This is a genomic window from Mesorhizobium sp. RCAM 06353 (assembly GCF_059683585.1).
This window is the reverse complement of the sequence record NZ_CM185031.1, coordinates 782,226-797,944: the sequence shown is the minus strand read 5'-3', so window position 1 is coordinate 797,944 and position 15,719 is coordinate 782,226. Positions and strand designations below refer to the sequence as shown.

The 15,719-nt window shown below is 62.8% G+C and carries 14 protein-coding genes and 1 riboswitch; of the genes, 3 read left to right on the top strand and 11 right to left on the bottom strand.

What is annotated here, in order from left to right:
* Positions 1-43: 43 nt before the first annotated feature.
* Entirely contained in the window at positions 44-1,144 is a 1,101-nt protein-coding gene (locus tag AC56QX_RS03535) for an FAD-binding oxidoreductase (RefSeq protein WP_497113737.1), read from the bottom strand.
* A 20-nt stretch (positions 1,145-1,164) separates the two neighbouring features.
* Positions 1,165-2,412: an aromatic ring-hydroxylating oxygenase subunit alpha gene (locus tag AC56QX_RS03530; protein ID WP_497113736.1), complete on the bottom strand. Its 1,248-nt coding sequence runs from the start codon at positions 2,410-2,412 to the stop codon at positions 1,165-1,167.
* Between the two features lie 114 nt (positions 2,413-2,526).
* A riboswitch (cobalamin riboswitch) is annotated at positions 2,527-2,727 on the bottom strand.
* Positions 2,728-3,219: 492 nt separating this feature from the next.
* On the opposite strand from AC56QX_RS03530, the gene AC56QX_RS03525 reads away from it, so the two are divergent.
* Positions 3,220-3,420 (top strand): DUF680 domain-containing protein, encoded by a 201-nt coding sequence (locus AC56QX_RS03525; RefSeq protein ID WP_497113735.1) that lies wholly within the window; start codon positions 3,220-3,222, stop codon positions 3,418-3,420.
* 72 nt (positions 3,421-3,492) lie between these two features.
* Positions 3,493-3,732: a DUF680 domain-containing protein gene (locus AC56QX_RS03520; protein ID WP_497113734.1), complete on the top strand. Its 240-nt coding sequence runs from the start codon at positions 3,493-3,495 to the stop codon at positions 3,730-3,732.
* 76 nt (positions 3,733-3,808) lie between these two features.
* On the opposite strand, the gene AC56QX_RS03515 is transcribed toward AC56QX_RS03520, so the two are convergent.
* The 5 genes from AC56QX_RS03515 to AC56QX_RS03495 form a co-directional block, all read right to left on the bottom strand.
* Positions 3,809-4,921, bottom strand: a complete 1,113-nt coding sequence (locus tag AC56QX_RS03515; RefSeq protein ID WP_497113733.1) for an ABC transporter ATP-binding protein — start codon at positions 4,919-4,921, stop codon at positions 3,809-3,811.
* A gap of 22 nt (positions 4,922-4,943) precedes the next feature.
* Entirely contained in the window at positions 4,944-6,617 is a 1,674-nt protein-coding gene (bglA, locus tag AC56QX_RS03510) for a beta-galactosidase BglA (RefSeq protein WP_497113732.1), read from the bottom strand.
* Positions 6,618-6,621: 4 nt separating this feature from the next.
* Complete coding sequence (locus tag AC56QX_RS03505; protein ID WP_497113731.1) at positions 6,622-7,776, bottom strand: carbohydrate ABC transporter permease; 1,155 nt, start codon at positions 7,774-7,776, stop codon at positions 6,622-6,624.
* A gap of 1 nt (position 7,777) precedes the next feature.
* A complete protein-coding gene (locus AC56QX_RS03500; protein WP_497113730.1) occupies positions 7,778-8,791 on the bottom strand; it encodes a carbohydrate ABC transporter permease in 1,014 nt (337 codons plus the stop codon).
* Between the two features lie 227 nt (positions 8,792-9,018).
* Positions 9,019-10,374: an ABC transporter substrate-binding protein gene (locus tag AC56QX_RS03495; RefSeq protein ID WP_497113729.1), complete on the bottom strand. Its 1,356-nt coding sequence runs from the start codon at positions 10,372-10,374 to the stop codon at positions 9,019-9,021.
* A gap of 365 nt (positions 10,375-10,739) precedes the next feature.
* Between AC56QX_RS03495 and AC56QX_RS03490 the strand changes: the two genes are divergently transcribed.
* Positions 10,740-11,762, top strand: coding sequence for a substrate-binding domain-containing protein (locus AC56QX_RS03490; RefSeq protein ID WP_497113728.1), 1,023 nt, complete (start codon positions 10,740-10,742; stop codon positions 11,760-11,762).
* A 20-nt stretch (positions 11,763-11,782) separates the two neighbouring features.
* Here the strand turns inward: AC56QX_RS03490 and AC56QX_RS03485 are convergent, their stop codons facing one another.
* The 4 genes from AC56QX_RS03485 to AC56QX_RS03470 form a co-directional block, all read right to left on the bottom strand.
* Entirely contained in the window at positions 11,783-13,222 is a 1,440-nt protein-coding gene (locus tag AC56QX_RS03485) for a S8 family serine peptidase (RefSeq protein WP_497113727.1), read from the bottom strand.
* Entirely contained in the window at positions 13,212-13,880 is a 669-nt protein-coding gene (locus tag AC56QX_RS03480; RefSeq protein WP_497113726.1) for an anti-sigma factor, read from the bottom strand. The genes AC56QX_RS03485 and AC56QX_RS03480 overlap by 11 nt, the downstream gene beginning before the upstream one ends.
* On the bottom strand, positions 13,877-14,443 hold the full coding sequence (locus AC56QX_RS03475; RefSeq protein ID WP_497113725.1) for a sigma-70 family RNA polymerase sigma factor: 567 nt from the start codon (positions 14,441-14,443) through the stop codon (positions 13,877-13,879). The genes AC56QX_RS03480 and AC56QX_RS03475 overlap by 4 nt, the downstream gene beginning before the upstream one ends.
* Positions 14,444-14,628: 185 nt before the next feature.
* Entirely contained in the window at positions 14,629-15,573 is a 945-nt protein-coding gene (locus AC56QX_RS03470) for an IS110 family RNA-guided transposase (protein ID WP_497113352.1), read from the bottom strand.
* Positions 15,574-15,719: the final 146 nt, after the last annotated feature.

Genomic DNA, 15,719 nt, shown 5'->3' with positions numbered 1-15,719 from the left:
AAGACGTCGGCCATTTTTGGGGATCAGCTGGATCGCGAACCGTTCACGCTTCGATTTCGAGAGCCGACAACGGCTTCGAGCAACAGGCGAGGATGAAGCCGTCGTCGATTTCGTGATCGAGGATGCCGCCATTGTGGCTCATCTCGACCGCGCCGGAGACTTTCTTCACCTTGCAGGTCCCGCACAGGCCGAACTCGCAGGCCGCCGGGATCCGCACGCCCGAAGAGCGCGCGGTCTGCAGCACGGTCTGGCCGGCAACGCACTCGGCGTCGACGTTCGAAAGCGCGAAGCGGATCGGTGTTTTGGCTTCGACCGGAACGGCGTCACCGTCTCCAGCCGGCAATGCGAACGGTGCCGGGATTTCCTCCACCGCGGGCGCGGCAAAGCTCTCCTGGTGGTATTTCGTCATATCGAAGCCGGCGGCGTCCAGCATGCCGCGCACGGCGCGCATGAAGGGATCCGGACCGCAGCAGAAGATCTCGCGTTCGCGGAAATCGGGCGCCAGCAGCGGCAACCGGATGGCGTCGATGCGACCCATATGGCCGTACCAGCCCTCGCGGCTTGATCGCTCCTCGATCATGAAGCCGAGCGACAGGCCCGGCATATGGCCGCCGAGCAGCTCAAGTTCCTTGCGGAAGATGATCTCTTCGGCGCGCCGTGCGCAGTTGACGAAGCCGACATCGGTCCATGGCGCGCAGTCGTTCAGCCAGCGCAGCATCGACATCATCGGCGTCACGCCGGAACCGGCCGAAATGAACAGATATTTGGCCGCCGGGTGGCTGTGCAGCGAAAAGTCGCCCGCCGGCCCATAGGCCTTGACGTGCGAGCCGGGCTTCAGATGATCGAACATCCAGCGCGTGCCGATGCTGCCGGCCTGCGCCTTCACCGTCACGGCGATCGAGAATGGTCGCGACGGCGAGGACGACAGCGTATAGGTGCGCATCAGCGGCCCGTCCGACGTCGGCAGTTCCAGCGTCACGAACTGGCCCGGCTTGTAGCGGAACCAGGTCTGGTTGTCGGAGCGGAAGGTGAAGGTCTTGACGTCAGGCGCCTCGTCGCTGACGCCGATCACTTCCAGCACCTGCAGCCTGTCGTTCCAGGGCGCCATCTGGTCGAGATGGCGATAGAGGCCAAGATCAGTCATCGCGTTCATCCCTCAACCTCTCAGGCGACACTGCGCAGAGCCGGCCTGCCGTCTCCAGCAAGGCGCGGGCCGATGAAGCGCGCGTACCAGTCGACGAACTGGATCACGCCGCCCTCATGGAGTTCGGAATAGGGGCCGGGTTCATAGGCCGGCGACAGGATGCCGAAGGCGTTTTCCTCGACGATGCGGCGGTCCTGGTCGTTGGTCTCGGTCCAGACATGGGTGAGTTCGGCAAGATCGTAATCAACGCCCTCGACCGCATCCTTGTGAACCAGCCATTTGGTCGTCACTGCCGTTTCCGTGGCGCTGATCGGCAGCACGCGGAAGGTGACGGCATGGTCGATGAGGATATGGTTCCAGGTCGTCGGATAGTGATAGTGCATCAAGGTGCCGATACGGTCGGCGGAGACTGTGTCGGAGAGGTTCTTCTTCACCGCCCGCTTGCCGGTCATGGTGTAGCTGACGGCATCGCGCAGCAGCGGCGCGCGGGTGGCGCGGTATTGCCCGGCCGGGTCGATACGGAACTTGCTCGGCAGGCCGGCTGCCTCGCATTTCGCCCAATGCGCCAGCATCTCCGGGTCGCTGTCGGCGCCTTGCACACCGGTCACTGTCGGGGCTTCCGGGAAGGTCTTGCACAGCTCCGGATGATTGCCGGCGCAATGGTAGCACTCGCGGTTGTTTTCCCAGACCAGCTTCCAGTTGCCCTTTTCGACGATGGTGCTTTCGAAGGCTATCTTCGCTTCGCTGAGCCGGTGCGGCTTGAGATAGGGCTCGATCATCGCCCGCATCGGTGCGAAGTCGGCGGGCTCCTTGGCCAGGCAGATAAAGATATAGCCGGCCACGCTTTCGCAGGCGACCGGCTTCAGGCTGAACTGGCTCTTGTCGAAACCATCTGCCATCTGGCGGGCAAACAGCAGCCTTCCGTCCAGCTCATAGGTCCACTGGTGATAGGGACAGACCAGTTTGGCGGCCATGCCCTTGTCGGTGTTGCAGACGCGGCTGCCGCGATGGCGGCAGGAATTGTGAAAGGCGTTGATCTTGCCTTGCTGGTCGCGCACCAGCACGACCGGATAGTCGCCGATCTGTACGGTGATGAAGCTGCCGGGCTTCGGCAGTTCGCAATCATGGCCGATGAACAGCCAGTCGCGATACCAGATCAGCTCCATGTCCAGTTTGAAGAAATCGGGATCCGTGTAGAAGGGCTGCTCGAGCGAGAAGCCGTCCCTGCGGCTGTTCAAGAGCCTCAGCATGTCGTTGCGCGTATCCATGTCCTGTCCTCATACTTCAAGGACTGAACTGGTGGTGATTGAGGAAGGATTAGGCGCAGACCGGCGAAAGCCGACATGCGCCATCCGCCTCTTGACCGCCCACCGCGATCAGTCGAGTTCTAGAAATCTCGGGCTGGTTTCCGGGCTCTGGAGTGTCCTTGCGGACGATCGCGACACCTTCCCAGGCTTTCGCCCAGTGGTCTCCCGTTGCGACTTGAACTCCACCACCGTTGCGGGGGCAGCGCCGGATTCTGACCGGCTTCCCAATTCTCCGCTCCATCGTCACGAAGCGGCACCTGAGATGACGTGATCTAATCACGACAGCGCTTGCGACATCGGCATGAAAGCGACATCGCATCCATGTGGCGCGACACGCATGCACAATGATCGGGTCAAGAACCGCGGTCGCAAAATCGTCGCGGTGACGGCTGTACCGGCTATCAAAATCGATCCGGAACGGGGGAAAAAAGGTTAACGGTTTCGAAAAGTGACTATTAGCAGATTCTAAAATCGAACCGAACGGTTCGTTTCTGTTGACGGTGCGTGCAGGACGGTGTGAACGCTGAGCCTCCGATACAGTTGGTGATCGCAGCGCTGGTTTTGACTAACGGTTTGATATCAAAACGAAAAATGTTCGCCAAAGAGGGCCCTGGTACAATTTCAAGTGGTGGATACTTGGTCCACACGGAACAACTTCGTGATTGGAAACGGCCAGCTGGCTTTCCCACATCGGGGCTGTCCGAACGACGCGATTTTAATCCCAAGACACGCCGCTAGACGGACGGAAAAAATACTGGAGTACCCAAAATGAAAAAGATTGTTCTCACTGCCGCCGCCCTTCTGGCCATTTCCGGCAGCGCCTTCGCTGGTAGCGACCACTATGGTTCGAATGCCCCTGCAGCCACCGCTGCTGTCGACAGCTCATACACCGCTTCGGTCAAGAAGTCGGAACCGGCTGCTCAGACGCCTGTCCAGGGCGCCGACCGCAACCTCTTCGGCAACAACTAACAGCCGATCCCCAGCAGGCGGCGGGCTTGGTTCGCCGCCCTGGCGACACTTGAAGAATTCAGGAGACTTGAAATGAAGAAGATCATCCTTGCTGCCGCCGCCGTTCTGGCGATCTCCGGCAGCGCTTTCGCCGGCAGCGACAATTACGGCTCCAACGGCGCCAACCAGCCCGCCGCGACTTCGGTTGACAACTCGCGCACGGCTTCGATCCGTGAAAGCGGCTCGCCAGTCTACAAGCTGCTCAATTCGTCGGGCGACGCACAGAAGTCCGCGCCTCAGGGCAGCGACCGGAACCTCTTCGGCAACCACTAACAGCCGAAGCCAATTCCAAAAAGAGCGGCGGGCCATGCCCGCCGCTCTTTTTTGCGCCGTCGAGACGGGTTCTGTCTTAAGCCGCTTTTGCTTCCGGCTTCTGGAGTGCGAAGGAATGTCCGTCCGTGTCGAAGATATGCAGGTCTTCGCCATTGGCGCTCAGCCGCAACGTCGAGCCGCGCTTGACCTCGACGTTGCCAGGCAGCTTGGTCACCAGCGGCAGGTCGGCGCGGCCGATGTCGACATAGACCAGCTGAACCTCGCCGAGTTGCTCGACATAGTCGACTGTTCCCTCGAACAGATAATCCGCGCCGGTGGCGATGATCAGGTCCTCCGGCCGCACGCCGAAGCTTACCGCCGCACCCTTCGCCGAGGCAGGCGTGGCAATCGGCACCGTAGCCTTGCGCCCGCCGACATGGCTGACGACGGTCGGGTTGCCGGTCTTGTCGATTGTCGCCGGCAGGATGTTCATGGCTGGCGAGCCGATGAACTGGGCGACGAACAGATTGCCGGGCTTCTTGTAGAGATCCATCGGCGTACCGACTTGCTCGATATGGCCGTCCTTCAACACCACGATGCGGTCGGCGAGCGTCATCGCCTCGACCTGGTCGTGGGTGACGTAGATCATGGTTGTGTTGGGCATCGATTCCTTGAGCTTGGCGATCTCGATACGCGTGGCGACACGCAGCGCGGCATCAAGGTTCGACAGCGGCTCGTCGAACAGGAACACTTTCGGATTGCGCACGATGGCGCGGCCGATGGCGACGCGCTGACGCTGCCCGCCCGACATCGCCTTGGGCAGCCGGTCGAGATATTTGGTCAGCTGCAGGATTTCGGCGGCCTGCTTCACGCGCCGGTCGATCTCGGCCTTGTTCTCCTTGCCGATCTTCATCGAGAACGCCATGTTGTCGTAGACGGTCATGTGCGGATAGAGCGCGTAGGACTGGAACACCATGGCGATACCGCGCTTGGACGGCGGCACGTCATTGACCACTTCACCGTCGATCTTCAACTCGCCCGACGTGATTTCCTCGAGCCCGGCGATGGAGCGCAGCAAGGTCGACTTGCCGCAGCCCGACGGACCGACGAAGACGATGAATTCGCCCGATTTGATATCGAGGTCGATGCCATGGAGAATGTTGAGATTGCCGTAGGACTTCTTCACTTGTCTCAGATTGACATCGGCCATTGGTTTCCTCCCAGTGATTTCCTCAAAGATTTCCGTCGATGCGCCCGAACCAGGCGCCGTAGCCGCCAAGCCCGACCGAACCGGGGCTCGCCTGCCCGGAAAACCCGTGTCCCGGCAAAGGTTGCAGTGATCGGCTGCCAAGGTCAACCTTGGCCGGTTTGGCGCCGAGGTTGAAGACGCAGACGACCTGCTCGTTGCCCGCCCGGCGCGTGAAGGCGACGGTGTCGCCCTCGCTTTCGATGAAGGTGATATCGCCCTTGGCCAGTGCCGGATGGGCACGGCGGAAGGTGAGGAAGCGCCGATAGTGCTCGAGCAGCGAAGCCTGATCGCCCTGCTGGACATTGACCGCTTGCGCCAGATGCTTGGCCGGCACCGGCAGCCAGGGCTTTGCCTGGGAGAAGCCGCCATTCTTGGCGCTGCCATCCCACACCATGGGCGTGCGGCAGCCGTCGCGGCCCTTGAATTCCGGCCAGAAGCGGATGCCATACGGATCCTGCAAATCCTCGAAGCGCAGATCCGCCTCGCCAAGCCCGAGCTCTTCGCCCTGGTAGAGGCAGACCGAGCCGCGCAGCGACATCAGCAATGCCGAGATGACCTTGAGATAGGCGATCGGGTCGGCTTCGCTGGCGGCCCAGCGCGAGGCCGGGCGCATCACGTCATGGTTGGAAAAAGCCCAGCAAGACCAGCCGTCGCTGGCGACCCTGCCGAAGGCTTCCAGCACCGAGCGGACCTTGCCCGCGCTGATCTTTTCCGGCGCCAGGAAGTCGAAGGAATAGCACATGTGCACGCGCTTGCCGCCGGCGGTATAGGCCGCCACGACCTCCAGACCGCGCTGCGAATCGCCGACCTCGCCGACAGCGGCGGTTGCCGGATATTCGTCGAGCAGGGCGCGGAAGCGTTCGAGGAAGCCGAGGTTTTCCGGTCGGCTCTTGTCGTAGATATGGTCCTGGTAGTTGTAGGGATTGACCGCCGGCGCGGTCTGGTCGTTGCGCTCTTCCGGCGGCAGCGGCGGATTGTTCTCCAGGCCCTGGCTATGGAAGTAGAAATTGATCGTGTCGAGGCGGAAGCCGTCGACGCCGCGTTCCAGCCAGAAGCGGGTGACGTCGAGCAGCGCGTCCTGGACTTCGCGGTTGTGGAAGTTGAGATCGGGCTGCTCGGCCAGGAAATTGTGCAGATAATATTGCTGGCGGCTGGTGTCCCACTGCCAGGCCGACCCGCCGAAGATCGACAGCCAGTTGTTGGGCGGCGTGCCGTCGGGCCTGGCGTCCGCCCAGACATACCAGTCCGCCTTGGGATTGGTGCGGCTCGCCCGGCTCTCCTTGAACCATGGATGGCTGTCTGCCGTGTGCGACAGCACTTCGTCGATCATCACCTTGAGACCCAGCCGATGCGCCTCCGCCGTCAGCGCGTCGAAATCGGCCAGCGTGCCGAACATCGGGTCGACGTCGCAATAGTCCGAGACGTCGTAGCCGAAATCCTTCATCGGCGACTTGAAGAAGGGCGAGATCCAGATGGCGTCGGCGCCAAGCGAGGCGATGTAGGGCAACCGCCCGATAATGCCCTTGAGGTCGCCGATGCCGTCGCCATTCGAATCCTGATAGCTGCGCGGATAGATCTGATAGATCACCGCGCCTCGCCACCAGTCGCGGTCGACGGCGAGGTCAGGGTTCGAACTGGCCTTCAAAGCGGATTGCATCGTCTCAGCCTCCTTTCACCGAACCGGCAAGCAGTCCGCGGACGAAATAGCGCTGCAGCGAGAAGAACACGATCAGCGGCACGATGATGGTCACGAAGGCCGATGTCGTCAGGATCTCCCAATCGCCGCCGCGCGAGCCAAGCAGTGCGTTGAGCTTGGCCGTCAGCACGATCTGGTCTGCTTCCGTACCAAGGAAAACCATCGCCACCAAGAGATCGTTCCATACCCACAGGAACTGGAAGATGGCAAACGACGCCAGCACCGGGAAAGACAGCGGCAGCACGATCTTGACGAAGATCTCGAAATCGCTGGCGCCGTCGATGCGCGCCGATTCCATGATTTCGCGTGGCAGGCCGGCGATGTAGCTCCTGAGCAGGTAGATGGCGAAGGGCAGGCCGAAGCCGGTATGCGCCAGCCAGATGCCGAGATAGGTCTTCGACGGTACGCCGAAGAAAGTGCCGACGCCGTTGTAGAGCTTCAACAGCGGGATCAGCGACATCTGCAGCGGCACCACCAGGAGGCCGATAATGACCGCGATCAGCAGCGCGCGACCGGGAAAACGCATCCAGGCCAGTGCGTAGGCGGCAAAGGCAGCGATCAGGATCGGGATGACGGTCGCCGGAATGGTGACGGTCAGTGAGTTCATGAACGAGCGGCCGATGCCTTCGGAAAACAGCACGGTCTTGTAATTGTCGGTGGTGAATTTCGGCGGTGCCGACGAGGCATAGTAGACGCGCTGGCCGCGATCGCCTTCGAACGCCTTGGGCGATGCCATGACGAAGCTGCCATCGGCATTGAGCAGCAAGGTGACGCCGTCGCCGAGATCGGCTGTCGTGCCGGCGGGATATTGCGTCGGTGCCGCCGACTTGACGCCGAAGGCGCTGATGCTGCGCTTGGCGACGTCGCCGAAGATGTTGCCCTCGAGGACGAACTTGCCGTCCTTCTGGACTTGCGTCGAGGCGGCGGGCAGGCGGCCGGCTTCGGTCTGGGTGGAGCTGGAGAAGGAGTTCCACCAGCCTGAGGCGATGATCTGGTCCTTGACGCGCAGCGAGGAGACCAGGATGCCCAGCGTCGGAATGGTCCAGATCGTAACGAAGACCAGCACCGCAATGTGGACGCCGAAGCGGCTGGCAAAGGAGTTTCCGGTGGCGACGGCCATCTCAATGCCCTCCCGTTTCTTTATTGGCCTGGCGGATGTTCCAGACCATGATCGGAATGACCGCGATCATGATGATAATGGCGATTGTGGCGCCGCGGCCGAAATCACCGCCGCCGCGGAACATCCAGTCGAACATCAGATTGGCCAGCACCTGGCTGTTCCACTGGCCGTTGGTCATGGTCAGCACGATGTCGAACACTTTGAGCACCAGGATGGTGATCGTGGTCCAGACGACGGCGATGGTGCCCCAGATCTGCGGCACCATGATCTTCCAGAAGATCTGGAACGGGTTGGCGCCGTCGATCACGGCGGCTTCCAGCGTCTCTTCGGGAATACCGCGCAGCGCCGAGGACAGGATGACCATGGCAAAGCCGGTCTGGATCCAGATCAGGATGATCATCAGGAAGAAATTGTTCCAGAATGGCAACGATATCCAGACCTGCGGCTGGCCGCCGAAATGCTGGATGATGGCGTTGAGGATGCCGATCTGCGTCTGGCCGTCGCCGCGATACTCGTAGATGAATTTCCAGATCACGCTGGCGCCGACGAAGGAGATGGCCAGTGGCAGGAAGATCAGGCTCTTGGCGATCGTGCCCCACCAGATCTTGTCGGTGAGCACGGCGATGATCAGGCCAAGGAAGGTGCAGGCGGCGGGCACGACAGCCAGCCACAGCACGTTGTTGAGGATCGAGTTGCGGAACTCACGGTCGCCCAAGGCCCATTGATAGTTGGCCAGGCCGACGAAGTTGACGCCGCCGCGATCGAGGAAGGACAGCCGCAGCGTCTCGACCACGGGGTAGATGAGATAAATGGTCAGGATGATCATCGCAGGACCGACGAACAGCCAGGGCCGGACCAGGCCTTGCCGGCGCAGATTGTCGATGGCGGCAGCGCCGGCGACACCGCGCGATGGGAATATCAGGTCGACCAGCTTGTTGGCGCCCCAGAAATAGGCGACGCAGCCGCCGACGCCGACGATGATGACAAATATGGCCGAGAAAATCTGAGACGCCATGCATTCCTCCCCTGCGCATGATCGGGCGAGGCTGAAGTGACCTCGGGACCAGGCGCCGATTCAGTTGTTTGGAGCGCAATCGGCCGCGAAAAATATTTCACATGCGGATTGCGCTTCACGTCGATGCGCTCATGACGAAAAGTTGCGGCGCGGGCCGCCGTGGGATCCGGGCCGGTAAGGCCCGGATCCATGCGAGAACTGTGCTCGTCCCGAATTCGGCCAGCCGCCTACTTGATGGCGTCCCAGCTCTTCTGGATGTCGGTGGCGACATCCTGCGCGGACTTGCCGCCGACCAGGTCGATCATGCCGGTCCAGAACGCGCCGGCGCCGATCTTGCCCGGCATCAGGTCGGAACCGTCGAAGCGGAACGTCGAGGCATTGGCCAGGATTTCGCCCTGTTTGCGCAGCGCGTCACTGGCATAGGCATCCTTGTTGACCGACTTGAGCGGCGTCACGAAGCCGCCCTGGGCCATCCAGATCTCATGGGCGAGCGGCATCTTCAGGAATTCGATGAACGCGCGGGCACCCTTGCTATCCTTCGTTATCATGGCCAGCGTTCCGGCGCCCAGCACCGGCGTACCGAGTTCAGGCTTGGAGGCATAGGGCGGGAAATAGAAGAAGTCCGCATCCTGGCCAACCTTGGTGCCTTCCGGGAAGAAGGTCGGGATGAACGATGCCTGATGGTGCAGGTAGCATTTCGGCGGCACCGAGAAGAGGCCCTTCGGGCTGTCGCGGAAATCGGTCGCCGCGACCGCCTTGGCGCCGCCATCGACCATCTTGTCGTCGGTCGCGATCTTGCCGAAGATGTCGATGGCGTTGACCACTGCCGGATCGTTGAACGGAATCTCGTTCTTCACCCATTTGTCGTAGACTTCCGGCGGCTGCGTGCGCAGCATCAGGTCCTCGACCCAGTCGGTCGCCGGCCAGCCGGTGGCGCCACCCGAACCGAGCCCGATACACCATGGCGTGCCGCCATCGGCGATGATCTTCTTCTCGAGGTCGGCGAGTTCTTCCTGCGTCTTCGGAACAGTGTAGCCGGCTTCCTTGAAGTTATCCGGCGAGTACCAGACCAGCGATTTCACGTCGGCCTTGTAGGGGAAGGCGAAGAAGCCCGGCTTGCCGTCCTTGTCCTTGAAAGTGCCGAGGTCGACCCAGGACTGGCCTGCGCCGTAGTTGTCCTTGACCCATTTGGCGGTATCGTCGCCGAGCGGCGTCAACAGGCCCTTCGACGCCAGGTCCTGGATCAGGCCCGGCTGTGGCAGCACGGCGATGTTGGGCGGGCTGCCGGCCTGGGTGTCGATGACGATCTGCTGTTCGTAATTCTCCGACGAGGAGTATTTGATCTCGGCGCCGGTCGCTTCCTGGAAATATTCAAGAACCGTGCGGATCAGACCCTCGTCCTCGCCGCGCCATGGCCCGAAGATGGTCAGGGTCTCGCCCTTGAGATCGACTTTTTTGAGCTCTTCGTAATTTGCCCAGTTGAAGCGCTTGTCTTCACCCGGCTTGAACTTCAGTTCGGCATGCGCGGGCGCGTTCAGGGCGAACGTGGCAAACGCTGCACCCAGCAAAAGCATTTTCTTCATCGGTATTCCCTCCCAGTGGGTCACATACACCGGACGGAACCTCCATTCCGCCCGCCGACGCTGCAGGACTGTGACTCAGTCGCAAGGGAACCGCAACCTTTCGAAGAGTCTTCCAAAGCGCTTTGGCTTTTCCGATCACGCCATTGATTCACTCGAGAGTCAAGAGGGGGCAGCGGCTAATCGATTTAAGCTCGAGCATTTATAGGCAAAAAAGTGCGCCGCAACATGCTTTTGTCGCGGTGCAACAGTATTTTTTGTTTCAAACTCGCGCAAACCGCGCTTATGCTTGGTACTGGTATGACCACGCCCCTGTGGCGCTTGGGTCGATTCAACTTAAAAGCGCTTTGAGGGAATGGAGGCCTTTTGTGAACCTCAAGCAGCTCGCGCATATGCTGGCGCTTTCGCAGACCACGGTAAGCCGGGCGCTAAATGGCTATCCGGAGGTCAACGAGGAAACGCGCCGGCGCGTCATGGATGCCGCCAAGCGTCATGGCTATCGCCCCAATCCGAGCGCGCGGCGGCTGGCGACCGGCAAATCCGGCATGATCGGCTATGTCCTGCCGACGGGTGCGGCCGTCGACATCGATCCGCATTTCGTCGAGTTCCTGTCCGGCCTGGGCGACTATGCCCGCTCGCACGAGCTAGACCTGGTGCTGTCGCCGGCCGATGCCGACGACCAGGAGACGACCTACCGGCGCATCGTCGCCAACCGGCAGGTCGACGCCGTCTATATCTCTTCGCCGATGCCGCAGGACAGTCGGGTGGCGCTGGTCAGCACGCTCGGCATTCCCTTCCTCGTCCATGGCCGCAGCGAAGGCTTCGGTTTCGACTATCCCTATCTCGACATCGACAATGAGGGCGCCTTCCACGAGGCGGCGCGACTGCTGGTCCAACTCGGCCACCGGCGGCTGGCGCTGATCAATGGCGACGACCGCGAAACCTTCGCCATCCACCGCGAGCGCGGCGTGCGCCGGGCACTCGCGGCAAGCGGGCTGACCCTTGGCGAACGCCATGTCTGCTCCGTGGTCATGACCGAGGAGAACGGCTATCGCGCCACCAGGCGTCTGCTGGAGGAGAGCGACGCGCCGACGGCGATCGCCTGCTCCAGCCTGATCATGGCGCTGGGCGTCGTGCGCGCGGTGCGCGACCTTGGCCTCACCATTCCAGGCGACGTCTCGCTGATCGCCCATGACGACGTCTTTCCCTGGTTGAAGCCGGAGAATTTTTCCGTGCCGTTGTCGACGACACGCTCATCGATCCGTCTCGCCGGCGCCCGCGTCGCCGAACGGCTGGCAGCGCGGATTTCCGGCCTGGAAGAGGGCGCCCGCGGCGAAGTCTGGCCGGTCGACCTGGTGGTGCGGGGATCGGTCGCCGGCGCGCCGGCCTGAAGCGTGCTGATAGTGCGAGACTATTGCTTCGCCGCCTCTGCCGCCTTGAGGTCCAGCAGCCCATAGCCGAAATCATTGTCGCGCCCCTTGGGACCGAGATCCTTCGCCGTTGCCGCCAGCGCTTTCTCGATGTCGTCGGCCGAGCGGTGGGGGGCGGCATGGATGAGATTGGCGATGGCGCCGCTGACGATCGCCGCGGCAAACGAGGTCCCGGTAACGACGTCCGAGCCGGCGCCGCTCGGCGCCACCATCTCGACGCCGGGCGCCGAGATGAAGACATAGGCGCCACGATTGGCCTGCGGCATCAGCCCGTCCTTGGCGTCGGTCGCGGTCACCGCGATGACGCCGTCGAAAGCGGCCGGGTAGCCATAGGGCGCCTTCGGACCGTTATTGCCGGCGGCGGCCACCAGCACAATGCCGAGCGCGCGGGCATTGCGGCAGGCGGCGCCGAGCAAATCGTTCTTCGGCCCGACGAAGCTCATATTGATGATGCTGACATTCTGCTCTGCCGCCCAGTCGAGCGCCGACAGGATGACATCCATGGTCGACTTGCCGCCCTCGAAGGCGCGGGCGTGGTAGATTCTGGCGCCCGGCGCCATGCCTTCCAGCGCGCCGACGCCGGCGATCAGCCCGTCGATCGAAGTGCCATGGTCGCGCTTTTCGATAGGCACGTCCGGCATGGCGTCGAACTGCGCGGCGATGACGCCGGCCAGCGCCGGGTTGGTGTCGTCGATGCCGGTATCGATGACGGCGACACGAACGTTTTCGCCGCTGGCCTGTTTGGAGTCGAGCGCGATGCGGTCGAAGGCATAGTTGACGATGCCGGCGGCCTGCTGCAGCGAATAGATGTGGTTGGGCTCGCGCCGCTGCGTGCGGCCATCGGCGGCAAGCTGCGCCAGCACGACGCCGACGGGACGGCCATCGGGAATACCGAAGCGCACCAGCGTGGTGCCGAGCAGCCGGGACTGGCGCTGCGAGCGGACTTCGAGGCCGAAGGAGGCGGCGATCTGCTGCACGGCGCCGGCATCGCCATCAACGGTCACCAGCACCTCGTCGGGCACGAAATCGCCGGTCACGGCGCGCGGCGGCTGAACGGCGATGAGATCGGTCGGCGAGACGATCGGGCCGCCGGCCGGTGGGCCGGCCTGATTGTTGCCAGGCGGCGGCGCCGGTTCTGGCCGTGGTGTCGGCACCGGTGCCGGGGGCGCGACCGGATTGGGGAACAGGTCGACGATCAGGGCGGGAAGAACGACGGCGCCGGCCTCGGCTGCACCCGACCCGCCCTTGGTGTCGCCGCCGACCTTGGCGCAATCGGCTGCCGTGGCATTGGCCCCGTTTGTGCAATCGACTTTCGTCCGGTCGCTATTGGCGGCGTTGCTCTGCGCCGACGCGGGCATGGCGGCGATTGTCATCGCCGCCGCAAGGATCGCCGCAAATCGAAGGGCCGCCTCAGCCGCCATCAACCGGTTTCCTTCCCTCGATCACAGTCTCCGCGAAAGGCTGGGCGGCAATAAGGCCGAGCTGCTTCGTATAGTCGGCCGCGTTGGCGGCGGGGATGGCAAGCCGGAACACGCCGTCAGCGGTCGGTCCACCGATGATCTTCAGCCCGTTGCTGCCGAGGAATGCCGAAACATCCGACATCTTCGCATCCGGTTTGAACTTGACCAGCGCGAACGGCAGTTTCGCCAGATCGTCTTCCGCGCCGGCGATCTCGAAATCCTTGCCCTTGCCGCCGGGCTGCACCAGGGACTGCACCGCGATCAGCGCCAGCAGGACCGCGGCCGCTGCCCAGGCGACGCCGACCGGTACCGCCATGAAGCGGCCCCAGGCCTGCGCCAGCCAGGACGAGCCTGCGGGCTTGCGCGCAGGTCCGGCCTCGGCGTCGAACGCCCTAGCGAAACGGCTGAGCGCATCGGCGGGAGGGCGGATCGCTTCATTGGCGGCCGATGTGCCGGAGAATTCGGCCTCGGCCTCGCCAAGGGCTGCCATTGCCGCCGGATCGGTCGCCAGCCATTCCTCGACGGCTTCGAGGTCGGAGCCTTCCAGCGAGCCGTTCAGATAGAACGGCAGCAGCGTTTCCATTTCGTCGCGGCGCGACATCTTTTCAGCGGCGCTCATGGCCACCCCCTGTCGTAACCGGCGGCCTTGAGGGCCTCGCCGAGTTTCTTGCGGGCGTAGAACATCCTGGTCTTGACGGTCGCGACCGGGATGCCGAGCACCTCGCCGATCTCCGTCACCGATTGTCCGTGATAATAGGCAAGGTCGATCACCGTGCGGTGCTCTTCGGGCAAGGCGTCGATGAAGCGGCGCAAGGCGCCGGCCTTGTCCTCTTTCATCGTGACGACCTCCGGCGTGTCGGCGCCGTCGGGCACCGCGGCGGCGGCCTCGTCGTCGATCCAGTCTTCCTTTTTCTTGCGCAGCAGCGACAGCGCCTTGAACCGGGCGATGCCGAGCAGCCATGTCGAGACTTCGGAGCGTCCCTCGAAGCCCGGCGCCTGTCGCCACAGCTCGAGGAAAACTTCGTTCGCGATATCGTCAGCCATCATTTCCGATCCCGTCTGGCGCGCCACGAAGCGGTAGACCCGCGCGTGGTGACGCATGAACAGGAGCCGAACGGCGGCACGGTCGCCCTTCGCGACCCGGTCGACAAGCGCGCGATCGGTCTCCGTCGCTGCCGTCATGGCCGGTCGAGCCGCCTGGCTCCTGTCTGCTCTGTCGCTGATCGGTCCAAAAAGGTTCATCCTCCGCCAAGGAATTTGCGGAGGCTAACCGAAGAAAGGGGCGGTTGCCAGAGCTGAGCCTTTTTCCTTCTCCCCTTGTGGGAGAAGGTGGATCGGCGCGCCGAGACGGATGAGCAACTGTGTTTTCAGGCTTTGTCTGGATACCAGGGTTGGTTGTGTCGAAGCATTGCGCTGAGGATGGTCATAATCTTTCGGGCCACGGCGACGAGGGCGACCTTTGGTTGCTTGCCGTTTGCAATGAGACGCTGGTGGAAGGCTCTGAGTACGGGATTTGAGCGGCTGGCGGTGAGCGCTGCCATGTAAACCACCCTGCGCAGAGCATGGCGGCCGCCCCAGATGACGCGGCGACCTTTGAAGGTGCCGGTGTCGAAGTCGTAGGGCGCCAGACCGGTAAGCGCTGCAATCTCGCGTCGCGAGGCCTGCCCGATCTCCGGCGCCAGCGCCAGTATGGTATGGCTGAGGACTGGACCGGCACCGTGGAAGGACTGGATCAGGCGATCCTTGGCCGCGAGCGCCGGCTGGCTGGCGACGAGTTGGGCCATACGCTTGGCGAGCAGCGCGATATCGAGTTCGATACGACGCAGCCGCTGGGTGAAGATGCGCTTCACCATCGGCTCGCGTAGCTGCTCGAGTTGATTGGCGAGGCTGACCTTATCGTCGCTAAGCTGCCTGCGGGCCACGACCAGATCGGCCAGTTGCTCCGCAATTGGGTCGCAACGCACCGGCCGGGTCGGCAGTTCGGCGGTGTAGCGCGCAATCAGCAAGGCATCGATGCGATCATTCTTGGCCAATCGGCCAAGGGCGCGGGCATAGTGGCGCAATTTGTGCGGATTGACGTTCCTGGCCGGCAGGTCCGCGCTGCGCAGTGCCTTGGCCACGCCGCGCTCATAGCCGCCGCTCGGCTCCATGCCGATGGCGCGTACGGTGCGACCCCGCAGCCATCGGACCAGCTTGGCCCATCCATCCTTGTCGTTGTCGAAACGCGCTTGTTCCTGCGTTTGAAACACCGCCACGTCGAGCCAGCCTTTGGCAACATCGATGCCTATGTCCTGAACCGTTTGGGCTACCATCTCCTCGGTCCCTTCCTTGTGTGCGGGGGCTTGCCCCTTGCAACTGTTCGGGTTCACAAAAGAAGGCGGTCGGGCCTCAGCTCATCCACGGTTTAGGCCACCTGAGGGGCGACGGGCTCTCGACCGCCGCCACGGATCAGGCAAGC

What these genes read in the sequence shown, in the direction of transcription:
- AC56QX_RS03525 (WP_497113735.1), top strand. Translation starts at nt 3,220, where the DNA reads ATGAAAAAGATTGTTCTCACTGCCGCCGCCCTTCTGGCCATTTCCGGC.
- AC56QX_RS03505 (WP_497113731.1), bottom strand. Translation starts at nt 7,776, where the DNA reads ATGGCCGTCGCCACCGGAAACTCCTTTGCCAGCCGCTTCGGCGTCCAC.
- AC56QX_RS03535 (WP_497113737.1), bottom strand. Translation starts at nt 1,144, where the DNA reads ATGACTGATCTTGGCCTCTATCGCCATCTCGACCAGATGGCGCCCTGG.
- AC56QX_RS03475 (WP_497113725.1), bottom strand. Translation starts at nt 14,443, where the DNA reads ATGACGGCAGCGACGGAGACCGATCGCGCGCTTGTCGACCGGGTCGCG.
- AC56QX_RS03530 (WP_497113736.1), bottom strand. Translation starts at nt 2,412, where the DNA reads ATGGATACGCGCAACGACATGCTGAGGCTCTTGAACAGCCGCAGGGAC.
- bglA (WP_497113732.1), bottom strand. Translation starts at nt 6,617, where the DNA reads ATGCAATCCGCTTTGAAGGCCAGTTCGAACCCTGACCTCGCCGTCGAC.
- AC56QX_RS03515 (WP_497113733.1), bottom strand. Translation starts at nt 4,921, where the DNA reads ATGGCCGATGTCAATCTGAGACAAGTGAAGAAGTCCTACGGCAATCTC.
- AC56QX_RS03520 (WP_497113734.1), top strand. Translation starts at nt 3,493, where the DNA reads ATGAAGAAGATCATCCTTGCTGCCGCCGCCGTTCTGGCGATCTCCGGC.
- AC56QX_RS03470 (WP_497113352.1), bottom strand. Translation starts at nt 15,573, where the DNA reads ATGGTAGCCCAAACGGTTCAGGACATAGGCATCGATGTTGCCAAAGGC.
- AC56QX_RS03500 (WP_497113730.1), bottom strand. Translation starts at nt 8,791, where the DNA reads ATGGCGTCTCAGATTTTCTCGGCCATATTTGTCATCATCGTCGGCGTC.
- AC56QX_RS03495 (WP_497113729.1), bottom strand. Translation starts at nt 10,374, where the DNA reads ATGAAGAAAATGCTTTTGCTGGGTGCAGCGTTTGCCACGTTCGCCCTG.
- AC56QX_RS03485 (WP_497113727.1), bottom strand. Translation starts at nt 13,222, where the DNA reads ATGGCGGCTGAGGCGGCCCTTCGATTTGCGGCGATCCTTGCGGCGGCG.
- AC56QX_RS03480 (WP_497113726.1), bottom strand. Translation starts at nt 13,880, where the DNA reads ATGAGCGCCGCTGAAAAGATGTCGCGCCGCGACGAAATGGAAACGCTG.